Origin of the sequence: Shewanella sp. MF08487, from assembly GCF_050848685.1 — a bacterium.
Classification (GTDB): domain Bacteria; phylum Pseudomonadota; class Gammaproteobacteria; order Enterobacterales; family Shewanellaceae; genus Shewanella; species Shewanella glacialipiscicola.
Window position 1 is genome coordinate 1 of sequence record NZ_JBOZPB010000013.1, and the last position, 21,403, is coordinate 21,403.

14 protein-coding genes are annotated in these 21,403 nt (G+C 45.0%); 2 read left to right on the forward strand and 12 right to left on the reverse strand.

The annotated features are described in order from the left end of the window. Nucleotides 1-69 precede the first annotated feature (69 nt). The 12 genes from ACRN9H_RS10545 to ACRN9H_RS10600 all read right to left on the reverse strand — a co-directional run bounded on the left by ACRN9H_RS10545 (nucleotide 70) and on the right by ACRN9H_RS10600 (nucleotide 17,937). Nucleotides 70-384, reverse strand: coding sequence for a hypothetical protein (locus tag ACRN9H_RS10545; protein WP_432313614.1), 315 nt, complete (start codon nucleotides 382-384; stop codon nucleotides 70-72). Between the two features lie 861 nt (nucleotides 385-1,245). Continuing rightward, nucleotides 1,246-2,895, reverse strand: coding sequence for a pyridoxal-dependent aspartate 1-decarboxylase PanP (panP, locus tag ACRN9H_RS10550; protein ID WP_432313615.1), 1,650 nt, complete (start codon nucleotides 2,893-2,895; stop codon nucleotides 1,246-1,248). Nucleotides 2,896-3,183: 288 nt separating this feature from the next. Further along, on the reverse strand, nucleotides 3,184-4,377 hold the full coding sequence (locus ACRN9H_RS10555; RefSeq protein ID WP_432313616.1) for a glycerate kinase: 1,194 nt from the start codon (nucleotides 4,375-4,377) through the stop codon (nucleotides 3,184-3,186). Between the two features lie 251 nt (nucleotides 4,378-4,628). Further along, nucleotides 4,629-5,987 (reverse strand): GntP family permease, encoded by a 1,359-nt coding sequence (locus ACRN9H_RS10560; RefSeq protein WP_432313617.1) that lies wholly within the window; start codon nucleotides 5,985-5,987, stop codon nucleotides 4,629-4,631. Between the two features lie 306 nt (nucleotides 5,988-6,293). Further along, entirely contained in the window at nucleotides 6,294-7,286 is a 993-nt protein-coding gene (locus ACRN9H_RS10565) for a catalase family peroxidase (protein WP_432313618.1), read from the reverse strand. Nucleotides 7,287-7,450: 164 nt separating this feature from the next. Continuing rightward, on the reverse strand, nucleotides 7,451-8,692 hold the full coding sequence (locus ACRN9H_RS10570) for a sugar diacid recognition domain-containing protein (RefSeq protein WP_432313619.1): 1,242 nt from the start codon (nucleotides 8,690-8,692) through the stop codon (nucleotides 7,451-7,453). Nucleotides 8,693-8,711: 19 nt separating this feature from the next. Further along, a complete protein-coding gene (locus ACRN9H_RS10575) occupies nucleotides 8,712-9,365 on the reverse strand; it encodes a uracil-DNA glycosylase family protein (RefSeq protein WP_432313689.1) in 654 nt (217 codons plus the stop codon). A 54-nt stretch (nucleotides 9,366-9,419) separates the two neighbouring features. After that, a complete protein-coding gene (locus ACRN9H_RS10580) occupies nucleotides 9,420-10,025 on the reverse strand; it encodes a hypothetical protein (RefSeq protein WP_432313620.1) in 606 nt (201 codons plus the stop codon). A gap of 225 nt (nucleotides 10,026-10,250) precedes the next feature. Beyond that, nucleotides 10,251-12,338 carry an MtrB/PioB family decaheme-associated outer membrane protein gene (locus ACRN9H_RS10585; protein ID WP_432313621.1) on the reverse strand — a complete coding sequence of 696 codons (2,088 nt, stop codon included), beginning with the start codon at nucleotides 12,336-12,338 and terminating at the stop codon, nucleotides 10,251-10,253. A 12-nt stretch (nucleotides 12,339-12,350) separates the two neighbouring features. Next, the gene (gene mtrA / locus ACRN9H_RS10590; RefSeq protein ID WP_432313622.1) at nucleotides 12,351-13,352 is read right to left on the reverse strand and encodes a decaheme c-type cytochrome MtrA; all 1,002 of its coding nucleotides are present in this window, start codon (nucleotides 13,350-13,352) and stop codon (nucleotides 12,351-12,353) included. Nucleotides 13,353-13,420: 68 nt separating this feature from the next. After that, complete coding sequence (locus tag ACRN9H_RS10595) at nucleotides 13,421-15,391, reverse strand: OmcA/MtrC family decaheme c-type cytochrome (protein WP_432313623.1); 1,971 nt, start codon at nucleotides 15,389-15,391, stop codon at nucleotides 13,421-13,423. Nucleotides 15,392-15,744: 353 nt separating this feature from the next. Then, nucleotides 15,745-17,937, reverse strand: coding sequence for an OmcA/MtrC family decaheme c-type cytochrome (locus ACRN9H_RS10600; RefSeq protein ID WP_432313624.1), 2,193 nt, complete (start codon nucleotides 17,935-17,937; stop codon nucleotides 15,745-15,747). A gap of 750 nt (nucleotides 17,938-18,687) precedes the next feature. On the opposite strand from ACRN9H_RS10600, the gene ACRN9H_RS10605 reads away from it, so the two are divergent. Together ACRN9H_RS10605 and feoB are read left to right on the forward strand one after the other, a co-directional pair. Then, nucleotides 18,688-18,927, forward strand: a complete 240-nt coding sequence (locus tag ACRN9H_RS10605; RefSeq protein WP_432313625.1) for a FeoA family protein — start codon at nucleotides 18,688-18,690, stop codon at nucleotides 18,925-18,927. Further along, the gene (gene feoB, locus ACRN9H_RS10610; RefSeq protein ID WP_432313626.1) at nucleotides 18,920-21,214 is read left to right on the forward strand and encodes a Fe(2+) transporter permease subunit FeoB; all 2,295 of its coding nucleotides are present in this window, start codon (nucleotides 18,920-18,922) and stop codon (nucleotides 21,212-21,214) included. The genes ACRN9H_RS10605 and feoB overlap by 8 nt, the downstream gene beginning before the upstream one ends. Nucleotides 21,215-21,403: the final 189 nt, after the last annotated feature.

Genomic DNA, 21,403 nt, shown 5'->3' on the forward strand with positions numbered 1-21,403 from the left:
TCCCAGCGTTCATCGGTTAGCATAAGTCTTGGCATGGCTTGAGGTTATGGTTACTTTTGGCGAAGCAAATTATAACGTCTTGCCATGCTGTCTAAAAATCACTCTCGAAAGATCAACAGACCCTAGTAACTCAAACGTTGTCTCATACTGGCTAATATCTGTGCCACACTTTCTCATAGTTAGCAGCAGATTACTCATCTCAAAAGTTGATGTAAATATGTTGTTACATTGTGAAATTTTCTGCCTAAAATTGACTAACTTATTGTATTTGACTGTTGCTTTTATTTGGTTACGCCAAGAATAAACACCTACCAATGCTGCATAAGATGCAATAAGACCCGCTAATCCTCCCATTATTTGAGCAACATCGGTTAATGTTTTCAAAAAAGGATGTTTAGTTTCAATACCGTGAATAATCATCGCTAGGTAGAAAAAAACCATAACAATGAGGATGACAGTTTTAAGTACATTGCCATTTATTTTTTCAGGGATAGGTAACTTTAATTTATAAACCTTTTTATTAATACTAAGAACACTAATCCAAATTGAAGGGTTAAACCATCAGAATCAGGCTGTGTGGTTCCTCTTCCTGTTACTTTTTTGGTGTGTGGAATACTTACTGGAAGTTCTACTCGATCACTATTAGTCGAAGGTTTAGCACCACTGACAAGCATTAGAGTCTTAAGTAAGCGCATGCAACCTTCTGTTAGTTTATTCCCATATCAAGCATCCGCAGCATAACCTAGTTTAAAACCCGTTTAAATCTTTGTTAAAGCGTTTAAGTAGTTTTTAGAAAACAAAGAGTGAGGAAGTGAAAATAGTGAGGACACCCACAGCTTTCATGGTTGCTCTTTCACACCATCATCCCAATAGAATGTGATTAACATCGCTGCTATGTGATCGCGGTATTTGTTCTTCCATGTACTGAAGATTACGCAGAAATTAGCTAAGGTGAATTTAACTGCGGACGTGACCTTCGATGACATGGATGTCATCGTAGAGCCGCCATGGATGGCTTCACGGCGAGTCACGGAAGTAGTTGAATTCGGCGTGTAACAGATTGATATATAATGGCTTAATTACATGAATGATAGGTTAAAACTGAGGTTTTGACTAATGTTGATTTTGCCTTTTATTATTTCAAATTGCTATCGAAAACCCAAAATCATCAATTCAAAGCAACCCCAAGGAACTCTGGGGCTGCTTTGCTATTTTTAAATCTTTATCTGCTTTATCTGAAAGTTGCTATTGGGTAACCATCGCCATGAGTGCGGGTAAAAACTCGTTATCTAATGCGGCGATTTCGCTTTGTTCGACCAGCACTTGATTGAGAATGTCATGGCTGGTGAGGGGGTTGGCTAGTACCACACGGAATACCACGGTCGCTTGTCTAAAATAGCGGGCTGGTTGAATGCGGGTGCGGGAGACAAAGGATTTACCCTGTTCGCGTTGGTGCTTTTGAATAAACTGAGTGAGGCCATCGAGCAGCTCGTTAAAGCGGGCGAGTTTTACTGTGTCTGCTTGCTCACAGGCAAGCTGCATGGCGGCTTGCACACAGGCGGGGACATAACGGTAAGTCAGCAGACACAGTTCTGGCTCAGTGACCAGCTCAAAATCCTCATGGGCTTTGATTTTTTCCGCAAAATAGCGCGCTTTTTCAAGGCTGTTGTTGATTAAGATTTCATACCCATCGCGGCCGATGATCTGTAAGCAAGCGTGCACTAACATCGCCATGCCGGGGCGTGAACCTTCGAGCGTTTGGCTGCCTAAGTCCTTTGAACCACGGCGCAGAATGTATTCGGCGTGATGGGCAATGGCGTGGGCGAACTCTGGGTCTTTAAATAACACCATACCTGCGCCCATGGGCACATACATTTGTTTGTGGGCATCGATGGTAACTGAATCGGCAAGTTCGATACCTGCGAGTAAGTGGCGGTATTTATTGGATAATAAACTTGCGCCGCCCCACGCTGCATCCACATGGAAATGACAATTTAACTCTTTTGCCAGCGCCGCTAATTCTGTCAGTGGGTCAACATTACCGGTTTCTGTGGTGCCAGCCACGCCAACAATCGCCAACACTTTGATGTTTTTACTGGCAAGTTCAAGGGCGGCTTGGCGCATTTTCGCGACATCGACCTTGTTATCGCTGTCAGTGGGAATGCTGATGATATTGTCGCGGCCAATGCCAAGCAGATCGACGGCTTTGCCTAGCGAATAGTGGCCTCGCTCCGAGACTAAAATCGCTAAATCGTCATAGCCATAGTGGCGTAGCGCCTTGAGTAATCCTTCGCGGCTGACGCCTTTAAACTCGCCATCGGCTTTTAATAATTGGTTACGGGCAATCCACAGGGCCGTGATGTTGGCCACCGTGCCGCCGGAGCAAAATGCGCCGAGGGAATGATTGGCGCTGTGCATCCAGCTTTGATAAAAATCCGTATCTTGGGCGTAAATCAAATGGTGCATCATGCCGAGCACTTGGCGTTCAAGCGGCGTAAATGCCTTAGAGGTTTCTATTTTGACCAGATTTTGATTGAGCCCGACCATCATTTTTGACAGTGGCAATACAAAGTAGGGCAGTGCCGAAGTCATGTGGCCGATAAAGCTTGGTGCGGCTGTGTGCACTGAATGCGCAACCAGATTTTGCATGATTTCGTCGGTGTAATCGGAGACGAAACGCGGCTGAGTTGGGATCTCAAAGGCTTGAAAATCGGTTTCGATTTCCGATAAGGGTTTTTCGAGCGCGGCGATACTGTCACCCAAAAAGCCTGCTAAGTCCTCGGAGAGCTTCTGCTCGATAATACTCAGCGTTGATCCTGCATCTTCCGGTGCAGTAAAAATGCGGAGCAGACTTTCTTCGGATGCTGTGGCTTGGCGAGGGAGTTTCTGGGTCATGGGGCTTGCCGTCTATTAATTTTTATAGTGAAACCGCAAATTTGCTCGAAGAGTATAACGGACCAGTGACTTTCGACCAGTGACTCTCAAATGTTCAATCTGCGGAATACTAAAAAGGGAGCTCACTTTACTGCAAGGCCTTTTAGGCATCAAGCACTAAAATTTTGTGTTACCAAAGCGTGCGGCCTAAATAAGCAAAGGCGCCGTTATGGCGCCTTTATGTTTAACTCGACGAGCCACTCATCAAGCCTGAGCATTAGCCCTAAAAACTCGCGTTAGCCCTAAAAATTAGCGCTGGCCTAACATGAGTACCGCGCCGATATTTCGGGCGGTATTGCAAAGGTTTAGCTTGGCATTGGCCAGCACATCATCAAGCGGACTTAAGTGCGGGATGATAGGGAAGATAGCCGCCATACCGTGATCCAATATGGCATTGGCGTTTTCACCCAGGCAGCCCGCGATACCGATAGTGGGAATGCCCTGCAGTTTGGCTTGCTTTAACACACCCATCGGGGTTTTTCCAAACACGGTTTGCCCGTCGATACGGCCTTCACCTGTGATCACTAAATCAGCGCCACGGATTTTGTCAGCAAGGCCAACGGTTTGCATCACAATCTCGACACCGGGTTTAAGCTCGGCATTTAAAAAAGCCATCACGCCAAGGCCCATGCCGCCCGCAGCACCTGCTCCCGCATGTTCACGGTGATCTGTCATGCCATTGCGGGCAATCACATCGGCATAATGGGCAAGAGCGGCATCTAGCTGCTTAACCATCTCGGGCGTCGCACCTTTTTGCGGACCAAAAATTGCCGAGGCACCGCGTTCGCCGCACAGCGGGTTATCAACATCACAGGCGACTTCGAAACTGCATGCACGCAGTAGTGGATGTGCGTTTGAAGCGTCAATTTTTGCAAGATTTGCTAATGCTGCACCGCCAGAAGGCAGGGTTTTACCTTGATTATCGAGCAATAAAATATCCAGCGCTTGGGCCATCCCCGCGCCGCCATCGTTGGTGGCACTGCCGCCCAGCCCTAAAATAATGTGCTTTATCCCCCGATTTAGCGCATCACAAATCAGCTCACCCGTCCCATAACTCGTAGTCAGTAGCGGATTACGTTGCTCCCTTGGCACATGATGTAAGCCAGATGCTGAGGCCATTTCAATCACGGCAATCGCGCTATGTTGATGCGACTTGTCGATTGAGCTTGTACTAGAAGCTGAATCGGTATTTAAAGCATCACCGAGAATGCCATAGTGCGCCTGTACTTTTAGCCCAAGTGGGCCCATGACTTCTAGGCTAATAATGCTGCCACCCGTGGCATCAACCATAGACTGCACCGTGCCTTCGCCACCATCGGCAACGGGAATTTTGATGATATCGCAGTCAGGGATAACTTGTCTTAAGCCCTGTTCAATAGCATTGGCTACGTCGAGCGCGCTTAAGCTTTCTTTAAATGAGTCGGGGGCGATAACTATTTTCATTAAAAATCCTACAGCTAAATGGGATAAAGCAGGGCTCAATGTTGAACATTTAACCCAATACCACTTACTTTTGGGGCAACAATATCCCTGTGCCAACATGGAGTTTATATAAAATAGATTTATATAAAGCGTTGGCGCATGAATTTGTTGCAATGATTAGGGCGTGTAACACAGATATCTTGGGCGCGCTATGCGCCCAAGGGACACTATTAAATTAATATCATATTGTATTCAATCAAGAATACAGCATTTTAGAGCAGCACTAGGCTTAACAGATACACGGTCACCATGGCGGTCACACCTTGGATAAGCGTTGCCATAGTTTGCGCTTTGTAAGCTTGCTGTACGCTCATGCGGCTAAACTGGGCGACAACCCAAAAGAAGCTGTCGTTGGCGTGGGATACCGTCATTGCGCCTGCGCCAATGGCCATTACCGTTAATACTCGGCCCATCTCGCTGCCAAGACCAATATCGCCAAGCATAGGCGCGACTAATGCTGAGGTCGCAACCAAAGCCACAGTCGATGAACCTTGGGCTGATTTAAGCGCAGCGGCAACGATAAAGGGCATAAAGATACCAACGCCCAGTGCCGACAGTGATGTACCTAAAAAATCACCAATAGGCGTCGCTTTTAATACCGCGCCAAACGCACCGCCCGCACCAGTGATCAAAATAATTGGTGCGGCTGTGACTAGCCCTTGGCTAATACGCTCACTGAATTCACTGATTTTATTCTTACCTTTTAATAACGACAGCGATAAGAATAGACCAATCATTAGCGCGTTAACCGGCTGACCGAGGAACACTAACGCGTCAAACAAGCCTTCTTTGCCTAAAGGCGCTGAGGGGAAATTAGCGATAGAGCCTAAACAAATCAATATAATAGGGACAAATATCGGTGCAAATGCTTTTAGTGGGCTGGGCAGTGTGCCGTAACTTTTTTTGAGAGTTTCATAGTCGTTTGCCTGAGCTTTAAGCTCGTCTGCACCTTCACCATCGGGTTCTACACCGGCAAAACGGTTGGCCCATAACATACCTGCTAATGTAGCCACAGCGGCTACAAATAGACCTACACCAATCACTAAGCCTAAATTAGACTCTAGACCTAAGTTACCCGCAGCGGCGATGGGGCCCGGTGTTGGCGGCACAAAGGTGTGAGTGGCGTACAGACCTGTGGCTAAGGCTACGCTCATCGAGACGCTAGAAACCTTCATGCGGTTCGCCATTGATTGTTTCAATGAGTTTAAAATAACAAAACCCGAGTCACAAAATACTGGAATGGAGACGAGGTAACCGATGACCGACATCGTTAATGTCGGGAAGCGTTTACCCAATATTTTTATCACCACATCTGCCATGGTAATGGCGGCGCCACTTTTTTCTAGAATGATACCTATAATCGTCCCCAAGACGATCACGAGGCCAATATAACCTAAAATATTGCCAAAACCTGTGGTAATGGTTTTAGCGATTTCTCCGCTCGGTAGGCCATAGGCAAAGGCCGCGATAAAAGCGGCCAGAACTAAGGTTAAAAAGGGGTGGAGTTTAAATTTTGAGGTCGCGATAACAATAAATGCAATCACGCCAATGAGAATAAGCACTAAGTTCATATTATGTCCCGTTCAGTTCTTGGCTGAAGTTTTTGAGTGAGTTTCTTGACTGATATTGTAGGGCGCAGCTTTTATTTGGGGTTAAGTCCAATAAGGGCTGCTTTAAGGTCATTCTATTATTGTGCAGGTCTAATTGAATAGCTTTGGCTAAAACCACGGAATTGCGGGATTATTACCATTAATTTTTGTGCGTATGCACAGAAATTAATGGTAATTAGGCAGGTAATTGATTTTATTTTGTCGCAGAAGGTTGGCAAATATTCTTATTTGCCAACCTTCGATATGAGGATTTAGGTTTATGCGCACTTAAAGGCGACGAATAAGGGATTCCACGTAGGCGGGTGTGCGCGCATTGAGGATGGGATCGGCCGAAGGCGTAATACCTTTTGGCAGTAACACTGGGCTAAATATGCCTTTATCACACTGTTGAACTTGGGTATCGCTGTCTCGTTCGCCGTTAATTATCACTTGACCGACTAATAAGCGTTGACGGGTTTCTGGCCAGATAACCATTGGATCATTTATCTCATCGTCTTTTTCGGCGAGTTGAATATAAAGATTCCATTGCGCTGGCTGGGTTTGAATACGCTTGAGTAATTCAGCCTGTAAAAAATTATCGCTAAGATTGGCAAGTTCAGCAGTGCTTAGCGCTGCAGTGCCTGCTACGGGTTCAAAAATCCAGCGTCCCGGTTGTATCTCGCCATTTTTAGCGGTAAACAGAAAACTGTTTATACCGTAATAAGGGCTATTGGCAAAACTTGGGCTAGGAGGCAATTGCTTAACATAGTCGAAGAAGGCTTTAGCGTGTGGCTGATTGTCAATCAGCCATTGTTTACCTTCAGCACCTTGTTTACTTTTTGTTTGAAAGGTAAAAAACTCGTCAAGATTGCTGGCAAAAAATACGGGAACATTCGTGGTCACGAAGTTAAGGTTTTCTTTATCGCCATCAATTTTAAGCGACATAAAACGACCCGACGTTTTGTCTGAAATATTTGGGTTCGCACCACCGAGTGAAAAACGTGCCGTTACTTTAATCGCATCTTGATTAAAAAAGGGAATCGCTAGCGTGTCTTGTAATTTGGGGTTGGGCTTAAAACTGCCTGAGGTACAAAAACCTTTAGTATGATTGCGCAGTTTGACTTTTTTACCTGCTTCTCGACTTGCTGCATCGGGCGTGCCATTCACAGCATCAACCAATTCTGGAATAGTTTTCTCAGCTGCGAGTAATGTTGGAGAAGTTAGCGCAAAGCCGGTAATAAGGCATGCTTTAGCGAGTAAAGTGAGTTTTATTGGGTTCATTGCAATTCCTTTCAATGGATTGAGTCGAATGATGTTTTAGCATTGATTGCAGTATAAGAAAGGCAATACGGTAAAAATCTTTCAATTGATTTGTGAATAAATGAGAAAGACGGTTCAACAGCTTAAAAAATAGCTTAGCCACGGCGTTTTTGCTCATTGACTTGTTAAAGTGAGCGAGTGGCGGTATCGATCAATTGTCCTAAATACAGGCTTAACAGCCCATGTAGGGATTGAATATCTGTTTGAGTAATTTGTTGAATTTTATCGAGGCGGTATCTTAAGGTGTTACGGTGAATAAACAGTGCATTAGCACATTGCTGCGCATCACCAAAGTGAGTGATATACGCCGCTAAGGTTTTACGTAACTGTCCATTTTTATCAGCCTTAGCCAGTTGCTGATAAGGTGATGCCAGGGCTTGACCGCGCCAATCATGTTTAAGCCCTGCAAGCAGCACTTGTAGTGAATAGGTTTCGAACAGGTATTTGTTAGCTTCAGGGTTAAGTTGCTTACCCAAGGTTAAGGTTTCTTGCGCTGTTTGATATGAGCGCGTGATGCCGCCTTTTTCAGGGAAAAAATGCCCAAGGGCAATTTTAAAGTTTAAATCCATTTGCGCGGGTAAACGTTGTAGCAGTTTGTCGATACGTTGATTTTCAAGCTCAGGATCCCATTGTTTGCCATCTAAAAAGGCTGGTTTTAAGATCACCAATTGCGACATTGAGGTCATGGCAATCAAGTTACCACGGTCAGGATATTGCAATAGATGCAGCACTTGCTTGAGGATTTCACTGACTCTGGGGCTGCGTTCATCGGCGGACTGAGTGGATGCCTCTTCTAAGGACAAGGCCGATGAGATGGCGTCAGTCTTTAAATTATGTTTTTGGGTATTTTTCTCGCTGATCTCAATAATGGCCGCCACCCGTGGCAGGCTAATATCTATCTCAAGTTGTTTGGCCCAGCGGTGCAGCTGCGCATCATCGTCGTTCTCTGCTTTGATCAACTGCAGGATAAACTCTTCCCGTTGGCGGTTTTCCCACTGTAACTTATCTTGAAGATTTGCTTGTTCGACAATCATTTCGGCGGTCATTTTAAGTAACTCACCATAATGTGTGAGCTCACTCGGATCACCGGTAATGCCGACGACGCCGATAATTTGTCCTTGATAATGCAAGGGTAAATTGATGCCGGGTTTAACGCCATGCAGCCCTGAGGCGACTTCTTGACTGATCTCCACATTGCGATTTTGGGCAATCGCCAGCATCGCGCCTTCATGAGTTGAGCCAATACGCTTAGGGTCGCCTGAGCCTAAAATCACTCCTTGGCCGTTCATCACATTGATATTGTGGCCGATGATTTTCATTGTGCGGCTTACAATTTGTTTCGCGATAGCTGAATCAAGCAGATACATACAAGTGCCCAGTATATTGTTAAGGGTGTAATAGCGATGCAATGCGCATTTTGAGTTTGGGTAGCATATCGCGCTCAAATTCGGGATTACGCTTCAGCCAGAGATTATTGCGAGGGCTTGGGTGGGGCAACACAATGTATTTAGGCCAATATTGTTGCCACTGCACAGTTGCTTGCGTCACTGTGATTGATTTTACTTTAATGCTTTTCGAGTGCGTCTTGCTAGCCTGTGCTGTCGTACTGATTAGATCAATAGGCTCGCGGGGCAGGTGGTAATCAATTGCATACTGTCCGAGGATCACGATTAACTCAATATGTGGCATTAAGGCGAGTAACTGTTGATGCCAAGTGGCCGCGCATTCGGGTCGAGGAGGTTTATCGCCCTGTTTCTTGCCATTTTTCTCAATACTACCGGGAAAACAAAATCCCATCGGCACAATAGCAAAAAGAGTCGGATCGTAGAATTCCTCCCGCGTGACATCTAACCAAGAACGCAAACGCTTGCCGCTGGCATCATCAAAGGGAATACCTTTGTGATGGGTTTTCACGCCCGGTGCTTGGCCAGCAATTAAAATCCGCGCTTGGCTACTGGCCTGTAATATCGGTTTGGGCGCAAAGGGTAAATAGGCCTGACATAGTGTGCAGGCCCTAATTTTTATCAATAGTTCATCCATGGGCGCTGAAGAGGATGGGTGAGGCGGCGTTTTAGTTAGTGTATTCATAGACGATTAAGATTGCAGCATCATTATCGTTTGGTATATCCAGTAACCAAAAAGTGCGTAACCAAGCACTAAGCCTAAATAACTTAATAGCTTAGGCACATTGCGGGGTGAAGAGGTCAAGCTGATATGGGCTAGCACAATCGTAAAAAAGGCGAATGGGGCAATCACATAGCTCAAAGTTAAGATAAATAATGCCCCTAGGCTGATGATCCAATCAGCATTGCAATTGGTGGGCTTATCGATTTGGCAAAGCTGTAGTGGCAATAAAATCAGTCCAATACCGACACAGATAATACCTAAGTTAAGGGCGAAATCACTCCAACCTCTATGATCATAAATGGCTAACGCAATGGCAATTAATGGCACTATTAGTGCGCTTAATACATGGCGTTTGGCAAAAGTGGCGCTACGATACTGACCCGCAAAAAAGAATAAGCCCTGTAGAAACAGATTGATTAAGGTAAAACCACCTAGGCCTAAAATGATAAATAGGCTCGCTGCGCCACCCGAAGGGTCGAACGCCATGGCGGGTAAGGGTAATAGGCTTAGCCCCAATAGTGCAGAAAGTGATAACAGCCACTGAGATTGGGAGAGTGAAGAATAAATACGCATGGGCTCAGAGGATTAACTAAAAGATTGAATTAAGATCCGCTAAAGTGAGCCAAAACTCAAGGAATAAGGTTTTTATGGGCTAACTTTAGTGCCAGAGTCTGATCTTATTCAAGATTCTAATGTTATCTACCGTGATTTACTGACTTTAATGGGGAATATTACGATAAAAAAACCCGCAAAATGCGGGTTTTAAATGCTGATTTTAAATATGAGTATAGCTATCGATTAGATTTTGTAGCTCATGCTCAGCATGATCATCTGCGCCGTGTAATCATGGCTATTACTGCCAAAGCCTACGACGTTCCAAATCCCATCAACGGCGATATCATTGGCGGCGTCATTATCCTCATAATTCTCAATTTTGTAATCAAAGCGTAGCGCCATTTTCTCGCTGGCTTGATATTGAGCGTATAGGTTAATGTTATGCACTTTGGCAAAATAATCGCCATAGTCACCGGTGATACCTTGTCTGACTTGAGTGTTACTGTCGGAGTCTGAGTAAGTATAATCCAGTCCCAGACGTAACTTATTCTCGAGCAGGTTGTTATAACTTAGGCCTGCGCCAACAACATCAATCTGGTCTTCAATTAATCCGGTCCAGGTTGGCGTGCTGTAATTACTGCTGCCAGCTTGTTCAGATTCAATCGTTTGATAATTGTAAAACGCCGTTGCCAGTATGTCATCGGTGATCATGTAGCTGATGTTGGCATCATAACTGGTGTCTTTTGACTCAGTTAAGCCAATCACAGTATCGCTGTAGTCATCAAGCGCATAGCGAGCACCTAAATCAATCGTCAGGCTTTCTATGGGCGAGTGAGTCACACGAGCTTCGACTTGGGTTCTGTCACGGTTAGCCAGATTATACTTACGTAACAGGCTGTTGGTTTCAGACGATGTCCATTCAGAAGCTTGATATTGCGAGCCATCACGCTGACCGTAACTGCCCTTAACCCACATATCCCAAGTTTCAAAGCTGTTAACGCGCAAACGTGCCCAAACAGTATTTTCATCCGTGGTTTCACGGTCTTGATAATTACGGTCGTCACGTTTGAAGTCATAGCCGCCATCAAGCTTCAGTCCATGGGTAATACGATAATCCGCCGCCACTTTGAAGCGTTGGCTAGTATTATCGTAAGGGGTGTTATAGGCCACCTTACCATTGACATTGTTGATGCTGACTTGGGTCCACTCTTCAATTTGAGTATTGTTATCACGGTCGCTATAGTCGTAGCTACCACTTAAGCGCAGTGAGTTAGTCACTTTACTGACGACTTTTAAGTTCAACCCTGTGAGGTCAACTTTCGCATCAACGGCCTCTGTCGGCACTTGATAGCCATAGCCTGAGGTGACTAACGCTTGGTCTTGACTCATTTGTCCTGCAAGCATACGGCCAGTGAATACATGGATACTGTCGTTGTATTGGCCCATTAATGACACTGTATGTGCCTGATTATCGGGGTCAAGGGCGAGAGTACCTGAAGTTTGTGCGCCAAAAGTAGGATTGAAAGTACTGTCGAAATTTAACTGATTGTACTCGTTCTTAAAAATCGAGCCATTGTAGTTAAGTGCAGTAAACCAACGATCGCCTTTAAGCTTGATGCCAGCTTCGATGGAGTCAGTGGTGTAATCCACAGGCTCAGCGAGCATCATCGATTGGTTAAAGAATCCACCCGATGTTTTTTTCAAGCCGGTTTTTTCTTCACGCATGTAGCTCACATGCGTGCTCCACAGCGATTCACCTTGATAATCAAACCCTAAACCTGTGCGTTCACGCTTAAGCGACAGTTCTAAGGCATTGAGGTTATCCAATAACAAAGGCATTTGGCTGCTTGAACCCGCCGTTATCCAGTTGTCTGGCAGGGTTAAGTTGTTACCACCCATGCCAGAGTAGGGCGTTAAGGCGCTATTGCTGTTGTACGTGGCTATCTGGCGATAGTTAACATTGACATTATATTGGCCTGGTTTGCCGGCGTTCACATCTAAGCGGCCGCCATCCATCCCCAGCTGATAAGCTTCAACACTGGCGCGATAACCTTTTTCACCGCGAAAGGCTAAGTCTGCATCAAACTTACCCGCGACTTCGTTTGAAGTGCCAAAGGCATTCGCTGAGCGAATATCATTTTCGTTGTTGTAACCAATCCCCACGCCTACTGTGCCTGATGTTCCGGTTTCAACAAGGCAGCCTTTACAGCTCCAAGCGGACATTTTGACTTTTTCAGTATTGGCATTGGCCAAACCATACCCATCGGCCGCTATCGCAAAACCTGTGTTTGCTAGTAACGCCAGAGTGATCAAATTGAGTTTGAATTTCATTTTCTCGTCTCCTTAGCGCTGTAATAGCTTGCCAGATGGATGGTTTGAACCATGGACCTGACTGTGGCAATTTAAACAGCTCTTTCCACCCGTAAAGGCATTGTCGCCGACGTTTGAACCTAAACCAGTGTTACCTAAGTAAGCATTGCTGGCGTGGCCATCGCTGGCGTGACATTGCTGACACAGCTGCGGTGCGCGGGTTTTCAACATGGCATCATTCACGCTGCCATGGGGATTGTGGCATGTAACACAATTCTCAGTAACGGGAGCATGTTCCCACAATTTTGGACCGCGTTTTTCGGCGTGGCAGGAGTAACACGTTTCGTTGATGGTAGGCTTGTTAAGATCGGAATCCGTCATACTCCCATGGGGATTATGGCAATCGCTACAAGTCATTTGAGCCCATTTCAGTGGGTGACTTGAGCGCTTGTTCATGTCTGCTTTTTGCTTAGTGTGGCAGCTAGTACAGACTTCCATTTCAGTATTTTTTGATAACACAGGATCTTTTGCCACATGCACTTGGTGGCAAGAGGCACAGGCAACATCGGCATTGTCATGGTGACCCGCGTTCCAAGACATACGTTTATCGTCTTGGTGACAGCTCATACATACACTGTTCTGCTTGTCTGCACTTAAGGTAGATAGCTTACCAAAAGTGATCATCGGCTCGTTGCCACCTTTATTGTGTTGACCCATAGGACCATGACAGGCTTCACATTGCAGGCCAGCCATTGGGCTCTTTGATGAATCAATGGCGCCATGGACACCTTTGAAGAGGTCCATCACTTTTTCAGATTTTTTATGGCACATTAAACAAGAATCAGCACCTTTGGGGGAATAGTTGCCTTCGGCAAACTTTTTATCCAATGTGGTTTCAACTTGTTCAGGGGTCATTTTTTCATCCCACTTCGAGGCGTAAGCGCTCGGTGTTATGCACAATGACATCACAGCAGACATAGTCAAAGATATGACCAGTGCCGGCAATAGGTTTTTAATTTTTAAGGTGTTCTTCATAATAGGCTTCCCAATTTGTCCCAACAAGATTCAAGAAAGGGGGAGCGAACTCCCCCTGCTTGGGCAAATTACATTTTCACCTGAGTGTGATCTGTTGGTGTGGGTTTGTGACAGTAGAAACACGTTTCTGACTGCGCCGCTTGGTTAGCTTGGACATAATCACCGTTCACAATCGCGCCCATATTTTCTAAGCCATGGCCAATGGATTCTGGCGTGTGGCATGAAGTACAAGTGGCTGTGATTGGCGTGGTGTATTTACCTGCAGATGTCGCCAGTGCGCCTTTGACCTTGAATGCATCTAGGTTGAAGTCGTTATGACACTGAGTACATTCTTTGATGACACCTTGCTTACCGTGAACCACGTGCAGTTTCATCTCCAATGCACCTTTGTTAGCGCCAGAGGCATAAGTACCATCAGGTGTATGACAAGCAACACAACCATCAACCCCGACGATAGCTTTACCGTTAGCATCTTTTGCATGTGATACTTGCTCAGTCATCACAAACCCTGAGTGGTGGCCTTTGTGAATTTCGAAAGTATCACCGTGACAGCCTTGGCAGGTGGCAAACTCAACTGAGTTAACATGGCGCATGCTTGGGGCGTTGCCTGATTTAGTACCAAAGGCGAGCTCTGCTTTCATACTGGTGGTTGCGCTATCAACGGTACATGCCGTTAAGCTAGTACCTGTGCTACACATTTCCAGACCGATAAAAGTAAAGGCCGTATCTGTATCGCCAGCACCGAAAGGCAGGGCAGGTGTAGTGAAAACCAGTTTGCCGTCAACTATGGTTACATCCGCTTGCAGTGCGCCATCTTTAACTAAATCTTTTGCTATTTTGGCTTTTCCACTACCTGGGCTTGGGTTATAGCCCATGATAGGGAAGTTAGGGCCAACGTTAGTGACAGTTTCTAAACGTTTGATTTTGTCTTGAACTGTTGCAGCATCAATGGCGTTACCGTCTTTATCTAAGAGAGAGACAGTTAATATCGCAGTATCGTCAGCTTGTGCCGCTAATGCTGCAGACATACCTAACTGAGCAATCACCGCTTTTTTCTCAGTGGTTTTACTTGTGTGGAGTTCAGCAGTCCAATCACTGTTATGGCAGGCAATACAATTAGAGTTATCTAGCTGTTGTGAGTGACCTTTACCCGCAGCGAAGTCGATATTGCTATGACAGCTTCCGCAGGTGGCGGCCGTTGGAATACGTGACCAATTACCCCAATCTGGCGCAGCATCACTGGCTGTGTGACAGCTTTGACAGCTGTCTAATGAGCCTAACGTTAAGTCTTTATGTTTTGCGTGCACCAGCACATTAAACTCATTCCCAGGTTTTACTTTACCTTCGGTATGGCAACTGGCGCAGAAGTTGACATCACTGGTGTAGTGTTTAGCGTTGATAACATCTTCGTGGCAAGTATTACAGCTGGCGGTAGTGACGATTTTGCGGCTATAGGTCGCTTCTGCGCCTGTGTCTGCAACGTAATCAAATATGCCGGTAAATACGGGCAGCGTAGTGCCATCTGGTAGTGGTGCTGGAGTTGTACCCCGGATATAGTTATTCAGCACAATACGTTGTGCTAATTCACTGTTAAAGGTTGCGCGAGTGCTTGATTTGAGGTTGGTGCTGAAGCTATAGCTGTAGCTACCATTTTTGTTATCAACTAAGCTGCCAGCGCATTTGTTTACCTTAGGCGTTAAATCACAGGTCTCGTCAACAAGATATTGCCACTGTGAGGCATTACCCGCCCCTGTTGCCCCTTGTGGTACCAGCTGTTCTGCATAAAATTTGAAGTACTGTAAGCCGACAACCGGCATGTCATCTTCGTTAGTAACGCGAAAATCCACACGAGGCAGACCATCAGTTATTATTGCTTTTTCGAACGTGAAATTAAGCGTTTTAATGGCGCCTGCGGGCTCGCCACCTGGTTCACCCGGTTCACCAGAATTACCATCGCTGCCACCACAACCCGTTAAGGCCATAGTCACTGCACTTGCTGCGAGCAACAGTGCGATTTTAGTTTTATGTGTGTTCATCATTTTTTCCCTGCATAGGTTTGGCATTGCTTAAACACTATGTTCTAAAGCCAACAGATCTATGTCTGTATTTTTTGGCCAGTAGAAGCATTCAAGTGGATGCTGGAAATAGAATTCCCCAAGGAAAGGCTAACCTAACATGACCTTAAAATCTCCAAGGCCTTTGCTAATGTGTGACTTGGATCTTTCTATTTCTAAAGTGGTATGTAAAGTGAGAGTTAAAAATGATTATAGAACGAAAAAACAGCAGATTTTTGAAGATGATAATAAAAAGAGAGAGAGGTTTGCACCTCTCTCTCTTTTTGTTAGCCCAGCACTGCGTCTTTATTTACAAAACGAGGCAGTGTTATTGTTGACTAATTACCGTGTACTTCACTCAGTTGAGTCGGCGTGTGGCATGTTGCACAGCTTTCAGATGCACGAGTTTGAACATCCGCTGCACTGCTACCATTTAAGATACCACCGTTAGTCTCAATGTGAGATTTCGCCGTGTCACTAAGGTACTTCTGGTGACAACTTAAGCAAGTACCCGTATCTGAGGAAATCCAAATATCGGCACCGTTATTAGCCATATCACCAAAACGCCATGTGCGTGTTGGCGCGCGGCCTAAAGTGATACCAGTAATGACGTTTGACTTATCAACCGTATGGCAAGTTGCACAATCGGTTTTTAATACAGTACCTGATTGTACGCCTGCATATTTCAGGTAATGGCCTTCACGCTCGTGGGCTTTCCAAGCGAAGCTGGTTGGGATCTTGCCACCAGGATAATTGGTGTCAGTTTTTAAGACTTTATCCGAAGTATGACAAGTTTGGCAGTTTACACCGTTGTCATAATGGTGGATTTCTTGATTGTGACAACCTTGGCACTTAGCAGCATCAATGATTTCACGACGATTTTTTGCTGTGGCAGAACTGTCTACTCCAGTATCTTTCCATACAAAATGGTATGGAGCTTCTTTAACTGCGACCTTACGTACGTTTGCTGCAGAACAATCAGTCATTATAACTGCTGCAACGCCATAGCCACCATTATTGAAACACACATCTAGTGTCGAAAATAGTTCGAATGTCTTGCCATTAGCATCAGCAGGTAAGTTGAAATTAGTGCCTGTTAATGAATAAGTTTTACTTACTTCATTATAGGTACCTTCACTTAGCGCGATACGACGTTTACTATAAGATGCGCTAGCATCACTTGGATAATCTTTATCTGAATCCCATGCAACCACTACACGTGAGCTTTGACTGACGAATTCTTTCTCGATGGCATTGCCATCTTTGTCAACAACTTGGACATCAAAAGTGATTTTACCCGTGTTATTAACGCCTACATTCGTGAATTTAACGCTCATTGCTTCGGCATCTGTGTATGCCTTTAATACATCCCCGTGACGCTTCAGTGCGCTGCCCGTGCCGCCGTACGGTTCGGTTGCATTATGGCAAGCGACACAATCTGTGCTGCTATGGTTGCTCGAAGGCTTCTCTGTATGACAAGCGATACAGGCGGTATTGCTTAAGTCTGCTTTAAATAGATCTGCATTCGCAGGCGCATTTGCACCTTCAACGTGGCAGGAACTACAATCAGCAGCTGGTTTTTGTGGGAAATTGACTTTTCCGTAGTCGATGACTTTACCGCCATAGCCCACAATCTTGTACGGCGCGGCTAATGGTGCACCATTGGCATCGACAGTATTTCGGTCAGCACCTTTATGAATTGCATGGATCATATAGGTAAAATCAACACTATTGCCTGATTCTGGGTCACCAGAGGTAGCAGTATGGCAGGATGCACAGTTTTCAATATCGATTCTGCGACCGCCGTGTAGCGCTAAACTTTCAGGCTGGTGACAGGTATAACAAGCCTCAATTGAAACAACGTTACGCGTCTGAATACCTTCTGTTTTACCTGTGGATGGCTGCCAGTCTAGGTGCGCATTAGCCGTGACTTGAGGTAATTCAAGTTCTAATGTTGCACGTTGAGTTGCATCAGCACTGTAAGTGATGGTTAATGGTTCAGTAACATTGGCAATATTGGCTTGGTATGTGTAGCTATAGCTACCATCACCATGGTCGATTAAACAGCTATCACACTTAGCTGCTGCTTCTACGTTTGCCTGATATTGATCTGATGGATTAAGATTATCTACACCTGAAGGGACTGTACCGGGTGCTTTTTTGTCATTGATATAGGCTTGCCATTGGAAGCCGCGGTCAGCAGGCTTGGCGGGATCGTCTGTTGCAACAGTGACATGTGTTAACTGTGCAATACCAAAGCGAATGTCGTGATCTTTTGTTAAGCCTAGAACGGCTACGCCATTGGCATTCTCTAATGTAAAGTTGACAGTGACCTTACCTGCTTCAACAGTAGCATTAGTGAAATCAGCTTTTAGTGTAGGAGTGGCATCGATATTGACACCAACCACTCCTGGTTTTCCATCTTCACCATCTTTACCATCACTCCCACCGCAAGCGGTGAGCAGTAGTGAAAGTAAACCGGCACCCAACATCGCTTTTGTTGCGCTATTGAAATTGAACCGTTTCATCATGATATTTCCCTGCAATAGTTGTAATCATCATCTAACAATGGGTAAATGGAAATAAATCTCATTACCCGCATAAGATGTGTGGAATTATTTTTCCATCTGTAAGGCTAACTAAGTCACTGCTATTAATCCTTCATTTTAGGTGGGTAATGTGACTAAGATCTGACTATTTCTTTTGGAGTAGTTGGCCGCATCGTAAACGTGCCTCTTATATCTGTTGTTATTGGCTTTTTAGGCTTGTGTTATAGGATTTATTTATTGTGTGAACGCTTAAGTCGTTAACCATTAAGTCTTGTTTGTGATAAATAAGCTCGATTTTAACTTTAACCATTTGATCAGTTATTTTTAATAAAGCAGTGACTTAATAGGTGCACTAAATGAGCGGCTATATAGCAATGGCTGGTGTGCGGATCATGGTTGGTGTTGTCGTGGTAATCATTTTTCCCCTTACTCCATCAAACTTGCCCAAACAGGGCACTTATAGGGCGCATTAGGTGAGGAGCTGCGCTTTGACTTGAAGAGTAATCGTTAGCAAATTTGTCGTCTTCAAGAGGTAACGATTCCTTCTGGCATTTTTTATTTTCAGTTGACCGTTTATTCATGAGGTTTTTTGTCACATAATAGCCAACACAATTGAAAACTATTATCGTTACCAATCAAAAATCTTGATCTAGGTAAAGTTATTAGGGTCATTGCTCAGTTACAATGAGCACAGTTTTCCGAACTGGACCTGTTGCAAAGGTAGGATACGTAATGAAGTTAAGCGAACTCACTCCCGGTGATCGCGGTGTTATTTCTGAAGTCGGGCGCTTAGATCTACCGCAAACCGTAAAGCGCAAGTTGTTATCTATGGGGATAACACCCAATACGCGTTTTTTATTGATCCGATACGCACCAATGGGCTCAGGTTTAGAGTTGGATATTCGTGGTAGTAAACTTTGTATGCGCAAAGACTTGGCAGACATCATTGAGGTGGAAAAGGCGAATGGCTAAGCAGTTTCATTGCGTCACCGTTGGTAACCCTAATGCGGGTAAATCGACACTCTTTAACGCGCTAACTGGCGCGAATCAACAAGTCGGTAACTGGTCTGGTGTGACGGTTGAGAAAAAGACGGGCCATTTTACCTTAAATGGTGCTGATATCTATCTGACTGACTTACCCGGTATTTACGATCTTCTTCCCGCGGGTAATAGTTGTGACTGTTCTTTAGATGAGCAAATCGCGCAGCAGTATCTGGCTGAGCAACGCGTCGATAGCATTATCAACTTAGTCGATGCGACCAATATCGAGCGCCACTTATATCTCACGGTTCAATTACGCGAACTTGCTATTCCTATGGTCGTCGTATTAAACAAAATCGATGTCGCGATAAAGCATGGGATTAAAGTCGATTTAAAGAAAATGAGCCAAGAGCTTGGTTGCCCTGTGATTGGCGTGTGTTCGCGCGATCCCGCTGATGTAGAAAAAGTACAGGCGCAAGTATTGGATTTACTGCAAGGGCGAGTGTCTGAAGCGCCATTAATGCTTAATTACGATGAAAAAATTGAAACAGGCGTTAAGCTACTCTGTGGTAAAGATGAGCAATTAAGTCGCGGCCGTGCTTTAGCGATGTTAGGTAATGGGTCGGGTTGTGGTAGTTGTCAAAATGCTGAATTGCAGGATGAAATTAACACTTGCACTCAAAGTATCTCTTCACAAGGCCATGATATTGAAATTATGGTGGCCACGACTCGTTTTAATTTTGTTGAAAGAGTATTTCAAGGCTCAGTCAAAGCCGATGGTTTTCTTACGTTAAGTGACAAGCTAGATAAACTGATATTACACCCGGTGTTGGGCATTCCGGTGTTCTTATTGGTAATGTATTTGATGTTTATGTTCAGCATCAATATTGGTAGTGCCTTTATCGATTTCTTTGATGTGTTTGCTGGCGCATTACTGGTGGACCATTTTGGGGCGTTTTTAACCAATATGGGTTCACCAACCTGGTTGGTGACTATTTTAGCGGGCGGTGTTGGCCAAGGTATTCAAACTGTTTCAACCTTTATCCCGGTTATTGCGGCTCTATTCCTTGCCTTGTCAGTATTAGAAAGCTCGGGTTACATGGCGCGAGCGGCATTTGTGGTTGATGGTTTGATGCGCCGCATTGGCCTTCCTGGCAAAGCCTTTGTGCCGATGATTGTGGGTTTTGGTTGTTCGGTGCCTGCAATTATGGCGACGCGAACCTTAGGCAGTGAACGTGAGCGTATCGTCACCGGTATGATGGCGCCATTTATGTCATGTGGTGCGCGTTTACCCGTATATGCTTTATTTGCCGCGGCGTTTTTCCCAGACTCAGGGCAAAATTTAGTCTTCTTGCTTTATGTTATTGGGATATTGGCAGCAATTGGTACGGGTTTATTACTCAGAAACACCCTGTTACCCGGTACCAGTAGTGCGGTCGTGATGGAGCTACCAAGCTATGAGATGCCTAAACTTAAAGCCGTGATGGTTCGCACGGGTAAACGTACTAAAAGCTTTATTTTTGGCGCGGGTAAAACCATTGTTTTAGTCGTTACCTTTTTGAATTTTGTTAATGCTATTGGCGTTGACGGCACATTTGGCCATGAAGATAGCCAAGCATCATTGCTCAGTGTCGCGAGCCAACAAGTGACGCCAATCTTTGCGCCTATGGGTATTGAGCAAGAAAACTGGCCTGCAACTGTGGGTATTATTACTGGTATTTTTGCCAAAGAAGCTGTTGTGGGTACGTTAAACAGCCTTTATAGCAATGCTGGTGAAGATGATGCCGAGTTAACTCCGTTAGCCGATAGTTTTAATGCCGCTTTGGCTACAATCCCCGCTAATTTATTTGGTTTAGATTTAGAGGACCCGCTAAAACTATCTGTTGGTGATGTATCTAGCACCAGTGCTGCGGCAGAGTCTCAAGGCGTAGCGACGTCGACATTTAGTGCATTACAGGCTGGGTTTACGACTAAGATCGCAGCATTTTCTTACTTGTTGTTTATCTTACTTTACACACCTTGTGTTGCAGCTATGGGCGCTTTAGTGCATGAGTTTGGTTCTCGTTGGGCAACATTTGCCGGTACTTGGACTTTTGCGCTCGCCTATGGCACTGCAACGGTCGTGTATCAAGCGACAACCTTTAATGAGCATCCGCTGCAATCGAGTTTATGGATTAGCTTCTTCCTGTTTGCATTAGCCGCTTTTTATCTGTGGCTAAAACGTAAAGGCAGAAGAACACAGCAAATCATTCCTGGGATCCGCATCATTACTGAATAAGCTACTGAATGACTGAGCTATAAATGTCAGCTTAGTAAGAGTAAAGATAAAAGCAGCTTTCATGGCTGCTTTTATTGTTTTACTATCTCGACCATAACCCATAGTTTTATCACTAGGCATTGTAACTAGTAGTGATCTGTAGGATCATGCTGGCTTTATTAAAATTGCCATTGTTCGCAAAGAGGAATT